The sequence below is a fragment of the Sorangium sp. So ce321 genome, assembly GCF_051530195.1.
In the GTDB taxonomy this organism is placed as follows: domain Bacteria; phylum Myxococcota_A; class Polyangia; order Polyangiales; family Polyangiaceae; genus Sorangium.
Genome location: NZ_CP150329.1, coordinates 8158817 through 8180941, shown reverse-complemented (window position 1 = coordinate 8180941; position 22125 = coordinate 8158817). Strand labels below are relative to the sequence as shown.

Sequence of the window (22125 nt, the reverse complement as noted above, 5' to 3'; positions counted from 1 at the left end):
GCTGGTTCAATGCGCGCCGCCTTCACGTTTCTTCACCGGCCTGGTGCACGGCGGACGCGCGGGATGATCCAATGGACTTGGAGGTGGCCAGGCGCGCAGGGCGGGCTAGAGTTGCCCGCGCAGCAGGGCCCCGTGCCGCGTGAAGCCGGACGCCTGGCCCACCCGCGCGGCGGAGCTGCCGCAATCGCTATCTCGCTATCTCGCTATCCGTTGCCTGTCGGCCGCCTGTCCGTTGCCACCGGTCGCGACAGGTCGCCGATAGCCGTTGGTGGACGCCGCATGACCGATTTCCATTGCGTGTCGCTGTCGCCGATCCATTGGCCTCACCCCGGCGTCGCGGTCGCCACGGCGCGCGCCGGCGGCGTCGCGGTGCTGGACCGCGAGCTGTGCGGCGAGCCGGATCTCCCGCTCGCGCGCGAGAACCTCCGCCGCCTCCTCGACCTCGCGCCGGCGGGCTGCCCCGTCGGGCTCCGCCTCCGCGCGGACCAGCTCGCTTCGAGCGCCGAGCTCCTCGCGGCCCTGGAGCCGCGCCCGCACTGGCTCGTCGTCTGCGCGTGGGAGGCGCCGCCCGCGCGCGCGGCGCTCGCCGCCCTCTCGCCTTCCCGCCGCCGCAAGCTCTGGCTCGAGGTGCGCGACGGCGAGGAGCTCGACGCCGCCGGCGGGGCGCTCTCGTTCGACGGCTGGCTCGCGAAGGGGCGCGAGAGCGGCGGGTTCGTCGGCAAGGAGTCGGCCTTCCTGCTCGCGCAGCGGCTGGCGCGGCAGCCGCGCCCGTTCCTGGTCCAGGGCGGCATCGGCCTGCACAGCGCCGCCGCCTGCCGCGCCGCGGGCGCGGCGGGCGTCGTCGTCGACGACCAGCTCCTCCTCCTGCGCGAGGCGCCGCTGCCGGAGCACGCCCGCGCGGCGCTGTCCCGCCTGGAGAGCACCGACACCGTCGTCGTGGGCGAGCGCCTCGGCGCGCCGCTGCGCATCGCGGCGCGCCCCGACCTGCCGGGCAGCCAGGAGGTCGCGCGGCTCGCGGAGGAGCTCGAGCGAGCGGAGCTCGACGCGGCCGACGCCGCCGACCCTCGCCCTCGGCGCGACGCCTGGGTCGCCCGGGCGCGCGCGCTCCTCGGCTGGGATCGGCAGGGCCGCGGGGCCTTGCCGGTCGGGCAGGCCGCCGGCCGGGCTGCCGAGTACGCCCGCAAGTACGCGACGACGGGGCGCTTCCTCCGCGCGCTGCGGGACGCCGCGTCCGGGCACGTCGAGCTCGCGCGAAAGCACGACGTGCTGGCGGCCGGCAGCCCGCTCGCCCGCTCGCACGGCACGCAGTACCCGATCGTGCAGGGCCCGATGACGCGGGTCAGCGACAGGGCCGAGTTCGCGGCCGCGGTCGCGGAAGGCGGCGCGCTGCCGCTCCTCGCCCTGGCGCTGATGCGCCGCCCGCAGGTGGACGAGCTGCTCCGGGCGGTCGAGGAGCGCCTCGGCGACCGGCCGTGGGGGATCGGGATCCTCGGCTTCGTGCCGCCGGAGATCCGGCAGGAGCAGCTCGCGGCGTGCGCGTCGGTCCGGCCCCGCTACGCGCTCATCGCGGGGGGCAGGCCGGACCAGGCCGCCGAGCTCGAAGCGCAGGGCATCCCCACCTACCTCCACGTCCCGACGCCCGCGCTCCTGCGCGCCTTCCTCGAGGGCGGGGCGCGGCGGTTCGTCTTCGAGGGCTCCGAGTGCGGCGGCCACGTCGGCCCGCTCACCAGCTTCTCCCTGTGGGACGCGATGGTCGACGCGCTGCTCGACGCGAGGGTGTCCGACGCGGCCGCCGTCCACGCGCTCTTCGCGGGCGGCGTCCACGACGCGCGCTCGGCCGCGATGGTGTCCGCGATGGCCGCGCCGCTCGCGGCCGCCGGGCTCCGCGTCGGCGTGCTCATGGGCACCGCGTACCTGTTCACCGCGCAGGCGGTCGCGAGCGGCGCGATCGCGCCGGCGTTCCAGCAAAAGGCGCTCGCCGCCGGCGCCACCGTCACGATCGAGACGGGGCCGGGGCACGTCATCCGCTGCGCGGCCACGCCGTTCGTGGGCGAGTTCGAGGCGGCCCGCGACCGGATGCGGCGCGAGGGCCAGCCCGCGGCCGCGATCAGCGCCGCGCTCGAGCAGATGACGCTCGGCCGGCTGCGGATCGCGTCCAAGGGCCTCGACCGCGGCGAGGAGGGGCAGCTCGCCGCGGTCGACGACGCGCGGCAGGCGGCGCGCGGGCTGTACATGATGGGCGACGTCGCGGCCCTGCGCGCGGGCGTCATCGAGATCGCGGCGCTGCACGAGGAGGTGTCCGCGGGCAGCGGGCGCGCGCTCGACGGCCTCGTCCAGGCCTCGGTGGAATACGTACCCCGCCGCGCGCCGGCGCCCGCGCGCATCGCCGTGATCGGCGCGGCGTGCCTGCTGCCCAGGGCGCAGGCGCCGGACGAGCTCTGGAGCAACGTCCTCGGCAAGGTCGAGGCGATCCGCGAGATCCCCCGGGAGCGCTGGGACCACCGCCTGTACTACGACCCCGACCCGCGGGCCGAGGACAGGATCTACTCGAAGTGGGGCGGCTTCATCGACGAGCTCCCGTTCGATCCGCTGCGCTACGGGATCCCGCCCGCGTCGCTGCGGTCGATCAGCGTGTCGCAGCTCCTGGCGCTCGAGGTCACCCGGCGCGCGCTCGCGGACGCGGGGTACGCCGCGGGGGGCTTCGACCGCGAGAACACCGCCGTGATCTTCGCTTCCAGCGGCACGGCCGACCTGGAGCAGGCGTACGTGGCGCGCGGCCTGCTCCCGCTGAGCGTGGGCGGCCCGCTGAAGTCGAGCCTGGAGCGGCTGCCCAGGTGGTCGGAGGAGAGCTACGCCGGCATCCTCGTGAACGTCATCGCCGGGCGGGTCGCCAACCAGTTCGACCTGCGGGGCCCCAACCTGATCGTCGACGCGGCGTGCGGCTCCTCGCTCGCGGCGCTCGACCTCGCCGTCCAGGAGCTCGTCTCCGGCCGGTCGAACGCCGCGGTCGTCGGCGCCGTCGAGCTCGAGCAGACCCCGCACGGGTACCTGGCGTTCAGCAAGACGCGGGCCTTCTCGCCGCGAGGCCGCGCGAGCGTCTTCGATCGGAAGGCCGACGGCATCGTGATCAGCGAGGGCGTCGGCGTGCTGGTCCTGAAGCGGCTCGCGGACGCGGAGCGCGACGGCGACCGCATCGATGCGGTCATCCAGGCTGTCGCCGGCTCGAGCGACGGCAAGGGGATGGGGCTCACCGCGCCCAAGCCCGCCGGCCAGCGGCTCGCGCTCGAGCGGGCGTACGAGCGGTCGGGCATCGACCCGGCCTCGCTCGGGATGTACGAGGCGCACGGCACCGGCACGGCCGTCGGCGATCGCGCCGAGCTCGAGACGATCGCGGGCTTCCTCCGCGCCGCAGGCGTGCCGCCGCAGCGCTGCGCGATCGGATCGGTGAAGTCGCTGCTGGGCCACACCCGGAGCGCCGCCGGGCTGGTCGGGCTGCTCAAGGCGGTCCTCGCGCTGAAGCACCGCGTCCTGCCGCCCCACGCGGGCGTGGACACCCCGCTCGAGGCGCTCGCTTCCGACGACTCCCCGATGGTCCTGCTCGACGAGGCGCAGCCCTGGCTCGCCGGGCCCGAGCCGAGGCGCGCGGGCGTGAGCGCGTTCGGCTTCGGCGGCACGAACTTCCACGCGGTCGTGGAGGAGTACCAGGGCGACTTCGCCGCCCCCGTGCTCGGCGCCGCCGACCGGCCCCACGAGCTCGTCGTCGTCGAGGCGCCCGACGCGCCGGCGCTCGTCGCAGAGCTCGAGCAGCTGGCGCGCGCGCTGCGCCGCGAGCGCGACGGCGTGCGCCTCCGCGACGTCGCCTTCACGTGCGCGCTCGCGGCGCAGCAGGGCCGCGAGCGACGGGCCGGGGGGGCCGCGGGGGCCGCCGCCTGCATCGTCGCCGACGACCGCGAGCACCTCCTCGGCGCGGTCGAGCACGCGCTCGCGCACCTCGGGGGCGCCTCGCCGGGCCCGCTGCCCGCCCACGTCCACCTCCGGACCGCGCCCGGCGCGGAGCCGGGCAAGGTCGCGTTCCTCTTCCCCGGGCAGGGCTCGCAGTACCCCTCGATGGGCCGCGAGGTCGCCCTGTACTTCGCCGAGCTGCGGGGCGCCCTCGAGCTCGCCGATCGGCAGCTCGAAGGCGCCCTGCGCGATCGCCTGAGCCGCTTCATCCTGCCGCCGGCCGCCTTCTCCGACGCCGCGCGGGAGCGGCAGCGGCGCGAGCTCACGGCCACGCGGATCGCACAGCCGGCCATCGGGGTGATCAGCGACGGGATGCTCCAGCTCGCGCTGCGCGTCGGCCTGCGCCCGGAGGTGCTCGCCGGCCACAGCTACGGCGAGCTGACCGCCCTGCGCGCGGCGGGCGCCCTGTCGCGCGAGGGCTGGCTCGCGCTCTCCGAGACGCGCGGGCGGCTCATGGAGGAGGTCCCCTCGGAGCCCGGCGCGATGGCCGCGGTGATGCTCCCCCGGGCCGAGCTCGCGCCGCTGCTCGAGGCGTTCCCGGCGGTCTGCATCGCGAACCACAACGCGCCCGATCAGTGCGTCGTCTCCGGCGAGCTGGGCGCGATGACCGCCGCGCTCGACGCGCTGTCCGCGAAGGGGATCCGCGCGCACCGGCTCCCGGTCTCGACCGCGTTCCACTCGCCGCTGATGCGCCCGGTCCGGGCCCCGTTCGCCGACGCGCTCGAGCGCGCGTCGATCGCGCCGCCGGAGATCGAGGTCTACGCGAACGCGACCGGCCGCCCCTATCCCCGCGACCCGGCGGGCGTCCGCGCGCTCCTCGCGGCGCAGCTCGAGGCCCCCGTCGACTTCGTCGCGCAGATCCGGCGGATGTACGAGGACGGCGCGAGGACCTTCGTCGAGCTCGGGCCGAAGGCCACGCTGACCGGCCTCGTCCGGCGGATCCTCGGCGACGAGCCGCACCTGGCCGTCGGCTTCGACGGCGCCGGGGGCGGCGTGAAGGGCCTCTTGCAGGCGCTCGCGGCGCTGTTCTCCGCCGGCGTCCAGCTCGACCTGCCGGCGCTGTTCGCCGATCGCCCCTGCCAGCGGCTCGACCTGCGCGCCCTCGCGGAGGGCCGCGCCGAGGCCGCGTTGCCCGGGTGGCGCATCGATGGCGGCCGCGTGCGGCGCGGCGACGACCCCGTCGGCCTGCTCGGCGAGCGCCAGCTCCTCGAGCACGGCGCCGCCCCCGAGCTCGAGGAGGCGCTCGCTGGCCCTGGCGCCGGCGCGCTGGACGGCCCTATCGCCGCCTACCGCGAGCACCAGGAGACGATGCGCCGGTTCCTGTCGATGCAGGAGCGGGTCACCACGGAGTTCCTCCTCCGGCTCGGCGGCGGGGCCGACACGGCCGCGCTCGCAGCGCCTGCGGGCTCGTCGGCGCCTGCGGGCTCGTCGGCGCCAGCGGCCTCGCCGCGGGGCAGCCTCGCCGCGCCGCCCGCGGCGCTCGCAGCGCCAGCGGCCTCGTCGTCGCCTGCGGCGCTCGAGGCGGCGAGCGCGCCGGCGCGGGAGGCGGATCCCGCGGCGCTCGAGCCGTCGGCGTTGCGGCGGACGCTCGCCTCCCTGGTCAGCCGCCGGACCGGCTACCCCGAGGACATGCTCGGCCTCGACCAGGACATGGAGGGGGAGCTCGGGATCGACTCCATCAAGCGCATCGAGATCCTCGAGACCCTGCTGCGCCAGCTCCCGCAGCCTCTGGCCGCGCGGCTCCGGGCGTCGATGGACCGGCTGTCCCGCATCCGCTCGATGAACGGCCTCGTCGACGTCGTATCGGGCGAGGCGCTGGCGCTGGGCGCCGGGGCTGCGAGCGAGGGCGCGCCGGCCGCGCCGCCCGCCGCGCCGCCCGACGGCGCGCCGGCCGCGCCGCCCGCCGCGCCGCCCGACGGCGCGCCGGCCGCGCCGCCCGCCGCGCCGCCCGACGGCGCGCCGGCCGCGCCGCCCGTCGCCTCGCCCGAGGGCGCGCGGGCGGGCGTGTGCCCTCGCTTCGTCCTGCGCGCCGCGCGCAGGGAGCTCCACGGCGCGGCGCCGGTCCGCCTGGACGGGCTCGTCCTCGTGACCGAGGACGCGATGGGCCTCGTCGCGCGCGTGTGCGCCCTGCTCGCGCAGCGCGGGGCAAGGCCGGTCGTCATCCCGCGCGAGGCGCTCGAGTCGCCCGAGGAGATCGCGCGCCACGTCGCCGCCGCCCGCCGCGAGCACGGCGCCGCGCGCGGGATCGTGCACCTCGCGTCCTTCCACCGCGGCGCCGTCGACGGGCTCGGCGCGTTCCGGCGCGGCAACCGGGTGCAGGGCAGGAGCCTTTTCTTCACGGCGCAGGCCTGCGCCGGCGAGCTGGCCGCGGGGGAGCCGCTGCGGATCGTGGCCGCCACGCTGCTCGGGGGCGGCAGCGGGCAGGACGGCCTCGACGGGTCGGCGTCCGGCGCCGCCTGCCACGGCATCCTGCGGAGCGTGGCGCAAGAGCATCCCCGCGCGGTCGCCAAGGCGCTCGGGTTCGACGAGGCGCTGCCGCACGACGCCGTGGCGAGCCGCATCCTCGACGAGCTGCTCCACGCCCCGGACGACGTCGAGGTGCGTTACGCGGAGGGCGTGCAGCGGACGGTCATGTCCGTCGCGCCCGCGCCGCTCGATGATGCGCCGGAGCGCCGCGACTGGGAGCCGGGCCCCGGCTGGGTCGTCCTGGTGACCGGCGGCGCGCGCGGCATCACCGCCGAGGTAGCGCAGCGGCTCGCGCGCCCGGGCGTGCAGCTGGTCCTCGTCGGGCGCGCGGAGATCGCCGAGGGGGACGCCGCGGATGAAGGCGGCGACGTCGAGGCGCTGCGCCGGGGCGCCATCGCCGCGATGCGGAGCGCGGGGCGGGAGCCGCTGCCCGCCGCGATCGAGGCCGAGATCAGGGGCAAGCTGCAGGCGAGGCAGCGCCGCGCCACGCTCGACGCCCTGCGCCAGCGCGGCGCCGCCGTGGAGTACCACGCGCTCGACGTGCGCGACGGCGAGCGCCTCGGCGAGCTGATCGCCGGCGTTTACCGCCGCTTCGGCAGGCTCGACGCGGTCGTGCACGGCGCGGGCGTCATCGAGGATCAGCTCCTCGCCGACAAGCGCGCCGACTCCTTCGATCGCGTCTTCGACACCAAGGCCGACAGCACGTTCGTCCTCGGGCAGGCGCTGCGCCCGGACGGCCTGAGGTGGTGTGTCCTGTTCAGCTCGATCTCCGGGCGGTTCGGCAACCGCGGGCAGTCCGACTACGCGGCGGCGAACGAGGTCATGAGCCACCTCGCGGCGCAGCTCGACGCGCGCTGGCCCGGGACGCGCGTCGTGTCGATCGGGTGGGGGCCCTGGCGCGAGGTCGGGATGGCCGGCGAGGGCGTGCTCCGGCGGCTCGCGGCGCAGGGGATCGTCCCTGTCGACGTGGAGGCGGGCTGCCGCTTCCTCTTCGAGGAGCTCTCGCGGGGGTCCAAGGGCGACGTCGTTGTCGTCGCCGGCGAGGGGCCGTGGCGCCGCGGCGACGGCGCCGCGGGCGCCGCGTCGGTCGCGGGGGAGGGTGCCGCGTCGGCGACGGGCCAGGGCGCCGCGCCGGCGGCGGGGGAGGGGGCCGCGTCGGCGACGGGCCGGGGCACCGCGCCGGCGGCGGGGGAGGGTGCCGCGTCGGCGACGGGCCAGGGCGCCGCGCCGGCGGCGGGGGAGGGGGCCGCGTCGGCGGCGGGCCAGGGCGCCGCGCCGGTGGCGGGCCAGGGCGCCGCGCAGGCGGCCGAGTGAGGGGAGGGCAGGGCGCCGCCGGCTCCGCCTCGCCGCGGGGCTGGCGCCCGGCCTGCGCGGACGCCTTCGACGTCCGTGCTGCTCCGGCGCGCGCTATGGTGTGGTCTCCCGGCCGGGGCCGGGGGTTCCCCGCCCATGCCGCCGACCCGCCTGCTGCGCAGCACCGAGATCCCCCAGGCCGACAACCTCGCGAACGTGCGGCGCGTGCTCGAGGCGCTCTCGGCGGGGGTGACCGCGAAGGAGCAGATCGTGGAGCAGACGGGCATCTCCTTGCGCCACGTCGGCTACGCGATCGCCGCCGCGCGCGTCCTCGGCTGGCTCGACGACGACGACACGTCGCTCACGCCTGGCGGGCGTGCGCTGCTCGCCGCGCCGACCGGCACCTCTGACGAGCGGTCGCACCTGCGGCGCGCGATCTTCGCGTGCGACGTCGTGAAGGAGGTCGCCCCCGATCTCTTCGAGCCGACGCCGCCCACCGCGGTGGCGCTCGCCCGGAGGATCTTCCGCTTCACCGCCGGCATCGGCAAGGGGACGGCGCGTCGGCGCGCGCAGACGCTCCTCGCCTGGCGGGGTCAGGTGCTGGAGCAGCAGCTACCCCTGTTCCCCCGGCGTCCGAGGAAGCGCGGCGCCGCGGCTCCGGCGGGCGCTGCCCCCTCGGTAGCGCTGGGCGGCGGGGAGGGCGCATCGCCGGGCGGCGGGGAGGGCGCATCGCCGGACGGCGGGGAGGGCGCATCGCCGGACGGCGGCGAGGGCGCATCGCCGGGCGGCGGGGACGGCGCGGCGTCCGGCGCTGGCGAGTAGCCGCGGTCGCCCGGCGCGCGTCAGGCGACCGACTGCCCGCGGCGGCCCGCGTCGCGCGTCCACCGCGCCACCGCCGCGCCGCCGGTCGCTGCCGCGCCACCGCCGCTCGTCTCGCTACCGCGCTGCCGGCTGCTTGCGCGCGAGGCGCGCCGCGCGCAGCTCGTCGGCGGTCAGCTTGTTGTCGCGGTTCGCGTCCGCCGCCTTTACCCGCTCCCACCGCTTGTCGCCCACCTCGTCCCTGGTGAGGAAGCCGTCGCCGTTCTTGTCGCTCCGGGCGAAGCGCTCCTTCTGCTTCGTCGCGCGCGCCTTCGCGTGCTGCTCGGCGTGCGCCTTGAGCTCCTCGGCCGACAGCGCGCCGTCCTTGTTCGTGTCCGCCCCGGCCAGCCGCTTCTGCGCCTTCTCCGGGAGCTCGGAGACGGCCAGCTTGCCGTCGCCGTTCTTGTCCAGGCGCTTGATGAGGCGGGCCGGGTCCTTCGGGCGGTGCTCGCGGCGGCCGTCCTTGTCCTGGCGCGGCGCCGGCGCCGCCTGCGTGCCGCCCGCGCCGTTCGCTGCGTAGGCCGCTCCGCCGCCGGCGAGCACGGCCGCCGAGAGGAAGGTGCCGAGGACGAAGCGACGGATGGTGCTGTTGGCCAGGTTTGAGAAGAGGGGGCGGTTCATCTTGGTCGTGCTCCTTGGTGCAAGGGCCAGCCTGTTCTTGCCGGCTTCTGTTCTTCGGACGCGCTCCGGCCGGTCCTCCCTACGCGCCCTTCGACTTTTTCTTTTGTCGACCGGGCGCGGCCATGACCTACGGCACCGCGCGCCAGGCCCAGCCCGTCATCTCGCGACGCGACGCGCGGGGTCGCCTCACTCGCCACCGCGCCGCGCCGTCGCGCTCCGGACTCGCGCCAGATGTCGCTCGTCGCTCTTGCGGGAGCGGACCATGGCCGCCACGGGATCCCCGTGTCCTCCACGCCGTCGAGCGTCTCGCGGTCCGGACCGAGCGGGGCACTCGCTCTCTTCCGCGAGTCGCGGCCCGCACGTATCGGTTCCCACGTATCGGTTCCGAGGATATCGCACCTGCTCCTCTCGGCGACTTCGTTCCAGCGCTGGATCTCTTCGTCACTCAGGCCAGCAACCCTGATCACCGCTCGAGCTCCTCTCGCCACGTGTGCGTGGCGCTCTCCCGGCGGCGCTGACAGTCACCTTCGGTGTCCGGCTCCACAGCGGCGCATGCGCGGCCTCCCCTGGCTGCCGCGTCGCGCAACTCGAGCGGCGTGGACTCGTATCGTGGGACTCGCGTCCATGCTCCCGGCGTCCTGCTCATCCGAGGCGCCCGGTCACCCGGAAAATGCAATCGTCATCGGGGCTCTCCTGCCCTTCTCCGGTAGCGAGTCGGCCATCGGGCGCAACCTCGAGCAAGCCATGTTGCTCGCCGTCGACGACCTGAACGCTGCGGGCGGGCTCGACGGGAGGTCGTTCGTCGCGGGATGACCACAGCTCCAGGGTGAGCAGCGAGTTCACGACCAAGTTCGCGGTGCTCGGGGGCAGAGTCCTCCCCTCCGAGACCTTCACGCCGGGCGAGCAGACGTATGTGAACAGGATCGCGTCCGCCTTCGCATGGCGCGCCGACCGCACGTTGCTGTCCGCCTATCCCCCCGCCGCCTCGACCATCGTGACCGAATGGACCCTCTCCGGACACCCGGGCAACTGGCTGCTCGGTCCGGCGCTGCGCACCGAGGTGTTTCTCGCCAACATCCCTGCAGGCTCTCTCGATGGATACGTGGGGGGTCTCGCCTTCGCTCAGCCTGCGGAGCGACTGCCAGACAGCGGACGACGCCCGGGAGACGGTCGACTGCGCGGCCGGGAACGCCGCCGCCTTCAGCGGGTACTTCTCCCGCCGGTGGGGCGGCGAGGTGCCGTTCCCCGCGGCTCACTTCTATTACGACGGTGTCGTCCTCATCGCGATGGGTCTCGCCTTCGCCCGGGCGACGAGCGGAGCGACCCCCTCGTCCGGGCATGAGCTGCAGAGGATCATACTGGGCGCTTTCCTCGTGCCGATCGCCGAGGTTGACGGCCCCCCGGCCGGCGGCTCTGCTCGGGGCCGCGGATGACGACACCTCTGCCCCAGCGCGAGCGGACGCCTCCGGCCGGATCGCGCGGGGAGGCGTCCTCCCGCGCGGCGAGCGGGTTCCGGATCGCGCTCGCGGTGGGCGGGCTCGTCGCCCTGGTCGCGATCGTGCGGCGCGTCGGGGCGGAGGAGATCCTCGCCGCGCTCCGCCCCGCGGTCCGGTGGCTGCCGATCCTCTGCGCGCTGGAGCTCGTGCGCATCGCCTGCGAGACGCTGGGGAGCTACCTGGCGTTCGGCTCGCTCGCCGCGCGCATCCCGCGGGCGACGCTCTTCCGGGCGCACGTCATCGGCATGTCGCTGGGCAGCCTGGCGCCCGCACCCCGGGTGGTGAACGAGACCATCAAGATCGGGCTCCTCGCGCCGTTCGTGGGCGCGCCGGCCGCGACCTCGGTGGGGTTCATCAATCAGGCCGCCACGTTGATCGCGGTGGGGCTCTTCTCGATCCCGTGCGGCCTCGCCATCTTCGCGCTGGGCGGCGCGTCCGTGTGGGTGTGGGCCTCGGTCGCGCACGCGGTGGTGCTGGTCGCGACCGGGCTCGCGCTCCAGGCGGTCACGCGCGCGGACGCGATGGGGCGCTGGCTGGCGCGGACGTCCCCGCGCCTGGCGACTCGGGCTGAGGCGTTCCGCGCGCACGCGATCGAGACGGGGCTCTGGGCGGCGGGGCCGACCAGCGCCCTGATGCTGGGCCGGTGCTTCCAGGTCGTCCAGCACGGGATCGCGGCGCGCGCCGTGGGGATCGACGCGGGCGTCCTCGGCGCCATGGCGGCGGAGGGCGTCCACCTGCTCGCGTCCGCGGCCTTCGTGCTCGTGCCCGGCGGGCTCGGGACCACCGACGGCGCCTTCACGTTGGCCGCGGGCATGCTCGACACGACCGTCGCTCGCGCGACGTCCCTCGCGCTGCTCATGCGGTGCATGCAGATCGTCTGGGTGCCGCTCGGATCGCTCGTGGCGCTGCTCGGGCCGCGGGCGGGCGCAGCGGCCGAGCCGCGCGGCCCCTGAGCGCCCGGACGGCTCCTGCACGGCGGCGATGAGCGCCGGCGCGGTGAAGAGCTCCCGCAGGCCGTGCGGTGAGACGGCCCCTTCGATGCCCGCCGCTCACCCCGGCGCCCGCTCCCTGACGAGCGCCGCGACAACCCCCACGAGCTCCGCCGGATCGAGCGGCTTGGCGACGTGCGCCTGGTAGCCCGCGCCGAGCGCGCGCGTCCGGTCCTCGGCCCGCGCCAGCGCGCTCAGCGCGACGGCCGGCGTCGCGCCCCCGCGCGCCGGGCCGAGGCCCCGCACCCTCCGGATGAGCTGAAAGCCGTCCTCGAACGGCATCCCGAGGTCGCTGACGAGCACGTCGGGCCGCTCTCGCTCCAGCGCGGCCATCGCCTCCGCGGCCGACCCCACCGCCGTCACGCTCGCCGCGCACTCCTCGAGCACGCGCTGGGCGACCTCGCGCGCGTCCGGCTGGTCATCGACCACGAGCACCCGCACGCCGGTGAGCTCGGCCGCCGGGTAGTCGACCAGCGCCTCGGCGCACGCCGACGTGGGTCGCTGCGTCGCGCCGGGCGCCTGCGGCGAGACGCCGGCGAGCGGCAGCTTCACGGTGAACGTCGCGCCCTGGCCCTCGCCCGGGCTCGCGACCTCCACCGTGCCGCCGTGCAGCTCGACCAGGTGCTTCACGATCGAGAGCCCGATGCCGAGCCCGCCGTGCTTCCTCGTCGAGGACGCGTCCGCCTGTCGGAAGCGCTCGAACAGGTGCGGGAGGAACTGCGGCGCGATGCCCGGGCCGGTGTCGGTCACCGACAGCTCGGCGAACGCGCCCGCGCGTCGCAGCGCCACGTCGATCCGCCCGCCGGCCGGCGTGAACTTCGCCGCGTTCGACAGGAGGTTCCAGGCGACCTGCTGGAGCCGGGCCGGATCCCCTCGGAGCGAGCCCGCCTCGGGCTCGATGCTCGAGACGACCGTGAGCCCCTTGGCCTCGGCCGCGAGCTTGACCGCCTCGAGCGCGGCCTGGAGGACCGCCGGCAGATCGACCGGCTGGACGTCGAGCTGCAGCTTCCCCGACACGACCCGGCTCATGTCGAGCAGCTCGGACACCATGTCCGACTGGAGCCGCGCGTTGCGCTCGATGACCTCGAGCCCTCGCGCGAGCGCCTGCGGCTCCTGCGCGCGGCTCCGCAGGATGCGCGCCCAGCCGAGGATCGCGTTGATGGGCGAGCGCAGCTCGTGCGAGAGCGTCGCGACGAAGTCGTCCTTGATCCGGCTCACGCGCTCCGCCTCGTCGCGGGCGGCGCGCTCGCTGTCGAGCAGCTTCTGGCGCTCCTCGTCGGCCAGCCGCTCCGCGGTGACGTCCTCGGTGATCCCCATGAACGACTCCACCGCGCCGTCGGGCCCGAGCTCGGGGATGTACCGGGCGCGGAACCTCCGCGCGCCGAGGCTGAACTCCATCCGCTGCGGCTTGCCCGTCCTCTGCGCCTCGCGACACGCCGCTTCGCCTGCCTCGCACACCTCGAGCGGGAGCCCGTTCTCGCGGGGCGTCCTGCCGACGTAGTGCTCCGGCGGGAGCCCCGTGACCGCCAGCGAGGTGGGCGACATGAACGTGCAGCGCAGATCCAGATCCATGCGGTAGATCGCGTCGGGCGAGTTCGCCATCAGCGAGGCGAGCTGGCGCTCGCGCCGGCGGAGCTCGTCCTCCAGGAGCTCGCGCTCGGCGAGGACCCGCCTCGCCTCGTCGAGCGCGGCGCGCAGCTGGCGCTCGCTCTCGCGCAGCGCCTCCTCCGTGCGCTCGAGCCGGCCCATGTCCGGGCAGAGGCCGGCCCAGGTCTCGGCGCGCCGCTGCTCGGTGATGTCCTCGATGAGCACCACCACGCGGTAGGGCCGGTCGCGCGCGTCATCGACGAGGACGCCCGTCACCTGGAGCGATCGAATGCCGCCGTCCTTGCAGCGGCAGCGCATCTCGAACGTGAGATCGTCCCCGCCGCCTTCGAGCAGCGAGCGCCACGCGGCCAGCGACCCTGCCCGGTCCTCCGCCAGCGCCCGATCGAGCAGCTTCGTCCCGAGCAGCTCCCGCTCCGTGTAGCCTAGCAGCCGGCAGAGCGAGCTGCTGACACGCAGGATCTGCCCGCCCGGCGCGTCGAGCTGCGCGCACCCGCTGCCGGGTGAGCGTATCGCCCAGGCTGGCTGTCTGGCGGTCTCCCCCATCGCTGTCCGTCCGATCTCCCGGACACCGGCCCGTCCACGCGCTCCCCGCGTGCGTGCGCGGCGTTCCCCTGCTTCGTCCGGCCACGCTATCACGAACACGCCGTCTGGCGGCAGCATGGCGGCCGGATCGAGCGAACCTCAGCGGTCCACCCGAGCAGTTCTCGGTCCTTTCCGTCCCGGTCTCGCGCGGAGCCCGGCAGTCCGACCCGGACATGTGGTGATGAGCTCGCTTGCGCGCCGGCATGTCGACCGGCGACGCGTCGGTGAGCCGGGGGGCGCACGCAGCGGCCGTGCGCGCCTCGTCCGCGCGCTGCGCGCGGGCACGCCGGGCGCGTGAAGCGTGGGTCTCCCTGCCAGCTGTCTCGAGGTGGCATTCCTGGAGATGTCATGACCCCTCTCGTCATGCGCCGGCAGGGAGGAGCTCCGGGCAAACAGCCCACATGCCGTGGACTGCGCGCCGCGCCGGGCGGCGGCGTCGATGCCTGCTTGAACGGGCTTCGAGGGCAGCTCTGGCAGCTTTCGAGAGCCCTGGATGAAATTTCTTCTTGGACCTCAAGCTTCGTGTAATTTCCCTGTGCCTCGCCGCGCTGCAGGACTTGTTTCATGTTTCCCGATGTTGCGGCCACCCCGGAGTCTGGATGGGCCGTGTTGCCGTCTGAAGCGATGAAGGAGCCCCGTATGACCTTGAAGTTGTTCGAACCCAAGCCGATGAAGCTGAGCGTCCTGACGGCCGCTCTCCAGGAGCTCACCCCGCGCGCCAGGCGCGATGCCGATCCGGATCTCGCCATCGAGGATTGGTTGCAGTTTTCCAGGGACATCGGTTCTCCGAACATCCAGCTCTCGGCCGCCCTCCACCCGACCGAGTCTGACGTGCCTGCGGAGGCCATGCTGGACCCGGTGGCGAACACGCTCGACCTGCGCCAGCCCTTCACGAAGGAGCGCGCCGCGCGCGTGCACGCGGCGATGAAGGCCACGGGCGTCGGCCTGTCCGACCTCGCCTACTTCGACAACTTCCTGCACCCCGACAAGGCGGTCCGCCAGAAGAAGACCGACTTCATGCTGCGCGTGTTCGACGCGGCAGCGCTGCTGGGCACCGACGCCGTGTGCGGCTTCGTGGGCCGCAACCACGAGCTCGACATGGACCAGAACCTGGGGATGTTCGAGGAGGTGTTCGTGCCGATGCTCAAGGAAGCGAAGGCGCGAGGGCTGACCTACCGCGTGGAACAGTGCCCGATGCCCGGCTGGAACATCACCGACAGGTGGCACAACAACATCGCCTACGCGCCCGGCCCGTGGATCGCGCTGCACCGCATCTGCGAGAGGCACGGGGTGGGGGACCAATTCCGCATCCACTATGATCCCTCGCACGCGATCCTGATGGGCCAGGACACCCGCGCCGTCTTCCAGTACCTGAAGGATGAGGGCTATAACTTCCTTATCGCGGGCTTTCACGTGAAGGGCCAGGTGGTCGATTCAAAGGGCGTCGCCGCCTGGGGATACGGCGGCCAGACCCTGGAACGCGGCGACTGGATCGCCGGGAAGCCGAGCGCGAACCCGGCGGATCATGTGAACGCCTGGAAGAAGCAGGTGGTGCTGGCCGAGCACGAGCTGCCCGGCACGGCCAGGCACGATCCCCTCGCGTATCTCCAGAACCGCACGGTGGACTGGCTCGACCATCAGCTCGCCGCGCGCGAGCTGCTCGCGATCGACCCGGCCGAGACCTACCTGGTCGTGGAGCACGAGTACCCGCGCGCGCGCATCCAGGACAGGGAGAAGCTCGCGCCGATCCTGAAGGGGTCGCTCGCGTTCACCAGGGCCATCGACGAGGCCGCCGCCGCCATGTACGCGCTGCAGCACGAGGTGCTGGCGGCGCAGGGCATTCCCGTCCAGGGCCGGGGCCGCGAGGCGTACCGCTCGTGACAGCCAGACATCGCAAGCTCGCGACGCACGGTCGTGCGTCCTTCCTTTTCTCGAGAGGTTCAACATGATTCAAGGCACCAATCTTCCCGAGGCGAGCAAGCGCAGGCTGCGAGCCGGCATCGTCGGCGGCGGCGAAGGCGCCTTCATCGGCAGCGTGCACCGCATCGCCTCCGAGCTCGACGGGCAGGCCCAGGTCGTCGCCGGCGCGATGTCAGCCGATCCCGCCAGGGCCCAGCGGAGCGCCGACGCCTGGTTCCTCGACCGCTCTTACGGCTCGTTTCAGCAGATGGCCGAGGAGGAGGCGCGCCGCGCCGACGGCATCGACTTCGTCATCATCGCCACCCCCAATCACATGCACTTTCCGGTCGCCAGGGCCTTCCTGGACGCGGGCATTCACGTGGTGTGCGACAAGCCCATGACCTTCACGCTGGAGGAGTCCGAGCGCCTCGTGGAGATCGTGGCGTCGAAGCGCCTGGTGTTTGCTCTCACGCACAACTACACCGGGTATCCCGCCGTGCGCCAAGCGCGGGCGATGGTGCAGCGCGGCCTGATCGGCAGCGTGCGCAAGGTGCTGGTGGAGTACAACCAGGACTGGCTGATGGAGCCGCTGGAGCGGCAGGGCCACAAGCAGGCCATGTGGCGCACCGATCCGGCCAGGGCGGGCCTCTCCAACTGCGTGGGGGACATCGGCACGCACGGCGAGAACTTGCTGGAGTTCATCACCGGCCTCAAGATCAAGTCGCTCTGCGCTGATTTCACCTCCTTCGTGGAGGGCCGTCAGCTCGAGGACGACGCCAACATCCTGCTGCGCCTGGAGAACGGCGGCAAGGGCACGCTGGTCTGCTCGCAGATCGCCTGCGGCGAGGAGAACAACCTCAACATCCGCGTGTACGGCAGCAAGGGTGGCCTGGAGTGGCACCAGCAGGAGCCGAACACCCTGATCTTCAAGCCCGCGGGCAAGCCCTGGGAGCGCATGCGCGTAGGGCTCGACTACATGTCGGACGAGGCCAAGCTGTCGACGCGCACCCCTTCGGGCCACCCGGAGGGTTACCTCGAGGCCTTCGCCAACATCTACAGGCGCGCCATCGGCGACATCCGTCGCGTCAAGGGCGGGCTGCCCATGGAGGGCGGCTATCCCTCGGTGCACGACGGCCTGCGCGGCGTCCGCTTCGTGGCCAAGACCGTCGAATCGGCCAAGGCCGGCGCGGTCTGGGTGGATCTATAGGCTGTCCGCGCTCATCCGCGGGGGATAGCTATGCCGCGCTGGCCGTCGCGCCCTTGCGGGCCCTCGCGACCGTCTGCTCCAGCGCCTCCACGGCGCGCCCGACGCCGTCCTCGGCGCGGAGCTTCTCTCCGAGCCGCTGCGCCCGCTCGCGCATCGCGCCGTCGCGCGCGAGGCGCGAGATAGCCCTGGCGAGGCTGTCCGCGGTGAGCTTCTTGATGGGCAGCGGGTCGACGCCCACGCCGAGGTCGGAGATGCGCTGTCCCCAGAGCGGCTGATCGTAGCCGAAAGGCACCGCCATCGACGGGATCCCCGCGCGCATCGCCGCGGCCGACGAACCCGAGCCGCCGTGGTGCACCATCGCCGCCACCCGCGGGAGGATCCAGTCGTAGGGCACCGTCTTCACCTTGAAGATCGTCTTCGGGAGCTCGATGTCCTTGAGCCCTCCCCACCCCGCGATCAGCAGGCCGCGCTGCCCGGCGCGCTCCAGGGCGGCGACGACCTCCCGGGTCAGCTGCTTCGGATTGCGCCCGACGATGCTTCCGAAGCCGATCGCCACCGGCGGATCCCCCGCCGCGAGGAACTCCTTCAGATCCTCGGGCGGCTCGTAGTCCTTTGCCTCGTCGAAGATCCAGTAGCCGGTCACGTGCATCCAGTCCGCCCAGTCCCGCGGCTTGGGGAGCACCGTGGGGCTGTAGCCGAACAGGTGGGGTGTGCGCCGGATTATCCGCAGCTCGTCGCGCCAGTGGCGCGGGGGCAGGTCGAGCTCCTCGCGCCGCCACCGGTTGATCTGGTCGGAGCCCGTGCGCGACACGGGCTCGGCGAGCAGCCACGTCAGGCGGTTGTAGAGCGGTCCCAGCTTCCATACCGGCGCGTGAAAGGGATTGGGGAAGCCCCACGTCGGGATGTGCGGGACCGGGTTCGGGCTGACGACGACATAGGGGATGCCCAGCTTCTCGGCGATCGACGGGCCTACCTGCAGCCACGGCCAGCAAAGGAACACGTCGGTTCCCCGGACCGCGTTCCAGCAATCGCGCAGGTGGTTGACGACGTAGGTGTGCAGGTTGTCGCTCAGGAATTTGCTGAACTCACCCGCGTGGCCGGAGCGCTCGCGCAGGGCGACGGCGAGGCGGCTCGCGTAGAACCCCTCCGCGCTGCCGCCGAGCGGGAAATACTCCAGCCCGCACTTGCGGACGAACGGCTCGAAGTCCGACTGCGTCGCGAACCGCACGTCATGTCCGGCAGCCTTGATGCCGGCTGCGAGCGCGACGAGCGGCTGGACGTCTCCCCGTGAGCCGCTCGCGACTACCGTATAATGCATCGCATTTCTCCTCGACCTCCCTCGCCGGGCGGTCCCTCTCGCGACGTGCCCCGGCGGAGCGAGGTGGCTTGACGCTCCGCCCTCCCCGGTGGGGCAGGGGGCGCGAGAGGGATCGCCGGATCGGTCCGGCACACTACGCTGTGATCCGCAGCCCCTTGCACACCAGGTCCGAGAGCTGCGCGAGCGACAGGTCGCCCGGGGGTTGCTGCTCGTCTCCGAATACATCCTTGTAGGTGAGCGACCTGCCGATGCGATCCTTGAGCAGGAGCACGAGGTGGATCACATCCATCGACTTGATCCCGAGGTCGCCCATCAACGTGATCTCGGGGGTCAGGTCGCCGGGATCCTGGTCGAGGTCCTCCATGAGCTCCTCGACCGTCTCGACGACGCAACGCCACACGTCCGCCTTCGTACGTACCTTCATCCTGGCTCCTTGTGCTGAACGCCCGCGCTCGGGCTGCTCGTGTTCCAACGTCCGGCGGAGGGCTGCGCCCGCGGAGCGCGGGCGTCCCTCGCCGCCACGAAGGACAGCAATCGGGCGACGCGGCGGTCGCCGTCGCTGTCCTCTCGATACCAGTCGTCGAGCTCGCGCTCGGAGAGCACCACGTGCGCGAGCGCCCGCGCCCAGATGCCCCAGCTCGCCGTCAGGAAGGACCGGTCGAGCGCGTCGACGCCGCCGGCCCCCGCCTCGCGCGGCGCGTGGTCGTCCAACGTCCCGCCCGCCCCGCCGCCGAACAGCAGGCGATGGATCGCCTCGGGGAAGCGCACGAACCGCTGCTGGAAGCCCTCGACGACGGCGGCTGTCGCCCCGCGCTCGTCGACCATCTCGAACGTGGCCTCCGTGGTGCCCGGGCGATCGAGGCGGACGCGGCCGCGGCAGCGCACGCGACCGCCCGGCGCCGAGGGCCGCCGGTACCAGACGACGCGCCGGGCCTCGAAGGGGAATATCCCGAACTGGCGCTCACCCCGCTCGAGGAGCCAGAAGGCGACGAGCTGACCCGTGCAATCGAGGAGCGCCGGGTGCATCCGGAGATCTCCGGCGTCGAGCCCCGGCAGATCGGTGATCGCCAGATCGGCCTCGATGCTGTCCTCCCCGACCGCGAGGACGCGCTCGATCGCACGGTAGGAGGGCCCGTGGAAGGCGAAGCTCGAATAGAAGCGCGCGGCCGACCACGCGCGGGGCGGCGCCGCGCCCGCGTCTGCCGGGAGCGCCGGGGGCGGCGCCGGCGGGGGCGCGAAGGGCGCGTGGGCCGTGCCCTCGAAGGCGAGGTGTCGCCGCGGGCCGTCGACCTCGTGGAGCCGCACCCTCACCCTCACCTCGCGCCCGTCCCCGGACAGGCGCTCTGCGTGGATGGCGACGGTGAGCCGGCCGCGGTCGAGCGCGAGCCACCGCCCCGCGCGGAGGTCCGAGAGCGCGACGGGCTGGAGGCCGGTGAGGCGCCAGGCTGCCTGGGCCACGATCTCCAGGCTGAGCGTGAACGGGAGGACCGGCAGGTGAGGCCCGCCCGCCCGGCGCTGCGGCGAGGGCGGCCCGAGGCTGTGGTCGAGCACGAACGGGTCGCGCCGCCAGTCGAAGCGCCGCTCGGCCTGGAGCTCGCGGCCGTCGAGCCGCACGACCTCGCCGAGAAGGGGGCAGCCCCCGGGCGCCGCCGCCGCGGGGGCGGGCGCCGTCGCGGCGGACGGCGCCGCCGCGAGGGCGCCGGGGAACCGCGTCAGGCGCTGGACCAGCGAGAGCACGCGCGCCTCGGTCTCGTCGGCCTCCGCCAGCAGCGCCGCGTGCAGCGCGCGGATCGAGCCCTCCCGCCGCGCCGGCCGCCCGGCCTCCCCGGCCCCCCGGCCGCGCTGCGCCGCGCGGTCGCCGCCGGCCAGCGCCGTTTCCCGGCCCTCGTCCTGCGCGAGGCCGCCCCGCAGCACGGCGTCGCATAGCCCATCGAGCGGCTCGATCAGGACGGCGAGGCCGTGGGCGTACAGCTCGCCGACGAGGTGCTTCAGCTGCAGGGTATCGCTCCGGTGCTGGGAGGAGGCTGCGACGGCCAGGTGCGGCCGCCCGCGCAGCGTGTCCTCCACGAACGCGGTGAGCCGGTTGTTCGGGCCCGCCTCGATGAACGTCCGCGCCCCACCCTCGTACAGGGCCTCGATCATCTGGCGGAACCGCACCGGGGAGGACCACTGCGCGGCCAGGAGATCCCAGGCGCGAGACGGCTCGTCCGGCACCGGGCCCAGGGTCGCGCAGCAGCGCACCCGCGTGCGCGCCGCGCCCGGCACGAAGCGATCGTAATGCGCCCGCAGCGTGCGCTGCCAGGCCCCGAACAGCGGGGTGTGGTAGGCGCGCTCGAACGGAAGCCGCAGGCAGACGGCGCCCTCGCGGCCCAGCGCGTCCACCGCCGCCTCCACCGCCGGCTCGGTCCCGGCGAGCACGACCTGGCTGGGGCAGTTGTCCATCGCGATGAACAGCTGGCCCTCGTGGCGCTCGAGCAGCGCGTCGAGCACTCCCCGGTCGAAGGCGTTGACCGCGACCATGCGCTCGGGGACCTCGGGCGCCGGCAAGGCCCGGCCGCTCAGGCCGATGTGCGCGATGACGTCGCAGAGCTCGCGCCGGCCCGGCACCGCGATGACGCCCGCGGCGATGAGCGCGGCGTGCTCGCCGTTGCTGTTGCCCACCATGATGTCGGCGCGCACGCCGAGCGCGCAGAGCATCTCATACGACGCCAGGCTGGCGATGAGGCCCACCTGCGCCCCGCGCTCCGTGTCGACGAGGCGGCGCTCCCGGGCGAGCCGCTCTTCGTCGGTCGCCGCCGGCTCGCGCGGAAACACCGTCTCGCTGGGCGGCGCCTCGCGCGCGCTCGCGTACGACGCGTCGAGGGCGTCGAACCACGCGCGCGAGGCCGGCCAGTGGCGGTGGAGCTGCTCCAGCATCCCCTCGTGCTGTGAGCCCTGCCCCGGGAAGAGGAGCGCCGTGTCACCGGCCGGCGCGCCGCTGCCGTAATAGATGCCGCTCCGCACGTGCATCCGCCGCTGCTCCGCGCGCGCGAGCGCGGCCTTCGCGCGCCGGAGCTTGCCTGCGAGATCGCGGCCGTCGAGCGCGATCACCGCGAGGCGGTGCTCGGCGCGCTCCTGACGCGCGTGACGCGCGCGACCGCGCTCGCGCGCGAGCCGCCGCAGCGGGATCGAGGGGTCCGCCTCCGCGACGGCGAGGAGCTCGTCGATCGCGCGCGTCATGCCCGCGCGATCGGGAGAGGAGAGGAGGAAGAGCTCCGTCCTGTCGCGCTCGCGCTCGCCTCCGGCCGGCGCCGCTGGAGCTCCACTGGCCTCCTCGGCGCGCGCCTCCTTCGGCGCGTCGCCCGCCCGGAGCTGCGCCTTCTCTACGATGGACGCCATTCGTGTCGACAGGCTCCCTTGCCTCGCTGCGCCTGGGCCGTGAAAAGACCGCCCGGCTCAATGCGCGCGGAGTCTCCCCGAAAAATATCTCCATAGCAAGGCGAGAAGCGCCTCCGCGCGATCGGTCGCGCGGGTCGGGGCGTGACGACTGGATTTGTGCGTATGCAACTGTTCGTTATTATTGATGATTTTTATATGTGGCGCCCGTGTTTCGTGATGGGTCTTTGCAATACTTTACATCGCGTGGTCCGGCTCTTTATCCGGTTCGATGTTTGCAATACTTTACAGTCAATGAACTGAAAGTTCATGGTCCGGCGCGACTCCATTCCTAGGTACAGAGGTCCGTCGTCGTCGTCGTCGTCGTCTTCTTCTTCTTCGCGGTCGTTGAGTCGTGAAGGTGTGGCGAGT

The 22125-nt window shown here is 73.9% G+C and carries 12 protein-coding genes; 7 read left to right on the top strand and 5 right to left on the bottom strand.

From position 1 onward, the window contains the following. Positions 1-279: 279 nt before the first annotated feature. Together WME89_RS30025 and WME89_RS30020 are read left to right on the top strand one after the other, a co-directional pair. Positions 280-7782 carry an SDR family NAD(P)-dependent oxidoreductase gene (locus WME89_RS30025; RefSeq protein WP_438003127.1) on the top strand — a complete coding sequence of 2501 codons (7503 nt, stop codon included), beginning with the start codon at positions 280-282 and terminating at the stop codon, positions 7780-7782. 135 nt (positions 7783-7917) lie between these two features. Beyond that, positions 7918-8583 (top strand): hypothetical protein, encoded by a 666-nt coding sequence (locus tag WME89_RS30020; RefSeq protein ID WP_438003126.1) that lies wholly within the window; start codon positions 7918-7920, stop codon positions 8581-8583. A 114-nt stretch (positions 8584-8697) separates the two neighbouring features. On the opposite strand, the gene WME89_RS30015 is transcribed toward WME89_RS30020, so the two are convergent. Further along, entirely contained in the window at positions 8698-9240 is a 543-nt protein-coding gene (locus WME89_RS30015) for an EF-hand domain-containing protein (RefSeq protein WP_438003125.1), read from the bottom strand. Between the two features lie 609 nt (positions 9241-9849). On the opposite strand from WME89_RS30015, the gene WME89_RS30010 reads away from it, so the two are divergent. The 3 genes from WME89_RS30010 (at position 9850) to WME89_RS30000 (ending at position 11689) form a co-directional block, all read left to right on the top strand. Next, on the top strand, positions 9850-10053 hold the full coding sequence (locus tag WME89_RS30010; RefSeq protein WP_438003124.1) for an ABC transporter substrate-binding protein: 204 nt from the start codon (positions 9850-9852) through the stop codon (positions 10051-10053). 281 nt (positions 10054-10334) lie between these two features. Then, positions 10335-10673, top strand: a complete 339-nt coding sequence (locus WME89_RS30005) for a hypothetical protein (RefSeq protein WP_438003123.1) — start codon at positions 10335-10337, stop codon at positions 10671-10673. Continuing rightward, on the top strand, positions 10670-11689 hold the full coding sequence (locus WME89_RS30000) for a lysylphosphatidylglycerol synthase transmembrane domain-containing protein (protein WP_438003122.1): 1020 nt from the start codon (positions 10670-10672) through the stop codon (positions 11687-11689). Before WME89_RS30005 ends, WME89_RS30000 begins: the two co-directional genes overlap by 4 nt. 96 nt (positions 11690-11785) lie before the next feature. Here WME89_RS30000 and WME89_RS29995 read toward each other — a convergent pair whose 3' ends face one another. Beyond that, entirely contained in the window at positions 11786-13876 is a 2091-nt protein-coding gene (locus WME89_RS29995; RefSeq protein WP_438003121.1) for a hybrid sensor histidine kinase/response regulator, read from the bottom strand. 678 nt (positions 13877-14554) lie between these two features. Between WME89_RS29995 and WME89_RS29990 the strand changes: the two genes are divergently transcribed. Both WME89_RS29990 and WME89_RS29985 read left to right on the top strand, forming a co-directional pair. Next, positions 14555-15796 (top strand): sugar phosphate isomerase/epimerase family protein, encoded by a 1242-nt coding sequence (locus tag WME89_RS29990; RefSeq protein WP_438003120.1) that lies wholly within the window; start codon positions 14555-14557, stop codon positions 15794-15796. Positions 15797-15860: 64 nt separating this feature from the next. Next, positions 15861-17021, top strand: coding sequence for a Gfo/Idh/MocA family protein (locus tag WME89_RS29985; RefSeq protein ID WP_438003119.1), 1161 nt, complete (start codon positions 15861-15863; stop codon positions 17019-17021). A 28-nt stretch (positions 17022-17049) separates the two neighbouring features. Here WME89_RS29985 and WME89_RS29980 read toward each other — a convergent pair whose 3' ends face one another. The 3 genes from WME89_RS29980 to WME89_RS29970 all read right to left on the bottom strand — a co-directional run bounded on the left by WME89_RS29980 (position 17050) and on the right by WME89_RS29970 (position 21717). Further along, positions 17050-18339: a glycosyltransferase gene (locus WME89_RS29980; RefSeq protein ID WP_438003118.1), complete on the bottom strand. Its 1290-nt coding sequence runs from the start codon at positions 18337-18339 to the stop codon at positions 17050-17052. A gap of 133 nt (positions 18340-18472) precedes the next feature. Next, positions 18473-18763, bottom strand: a complete 291-nt coding sequence (locus tag WME89_RS29975) for a hypothetical protein (RefSeq protein WP_436619827.1) — start codon at positions 18761-18763, stop codon at positions 18473-18475. Further along, positions 18760-21717: an acyltransferase domain-containing protein gene (locus WME89_RS29970; RefSeq protein WP_438003117.1), complete on the bottom strand. Its 2958-nt coding sequence runs from the start codon at positions 21715-21717 to the stop codon at positions 18760-18762. The genes WME89_RS29975 and WME89_RS29970 overlap by 4 nt, the downstream gene beginning before the upstream one ends. Between the last annotated feature and the right edge of the window lie 408 nt (positions 21718-22125).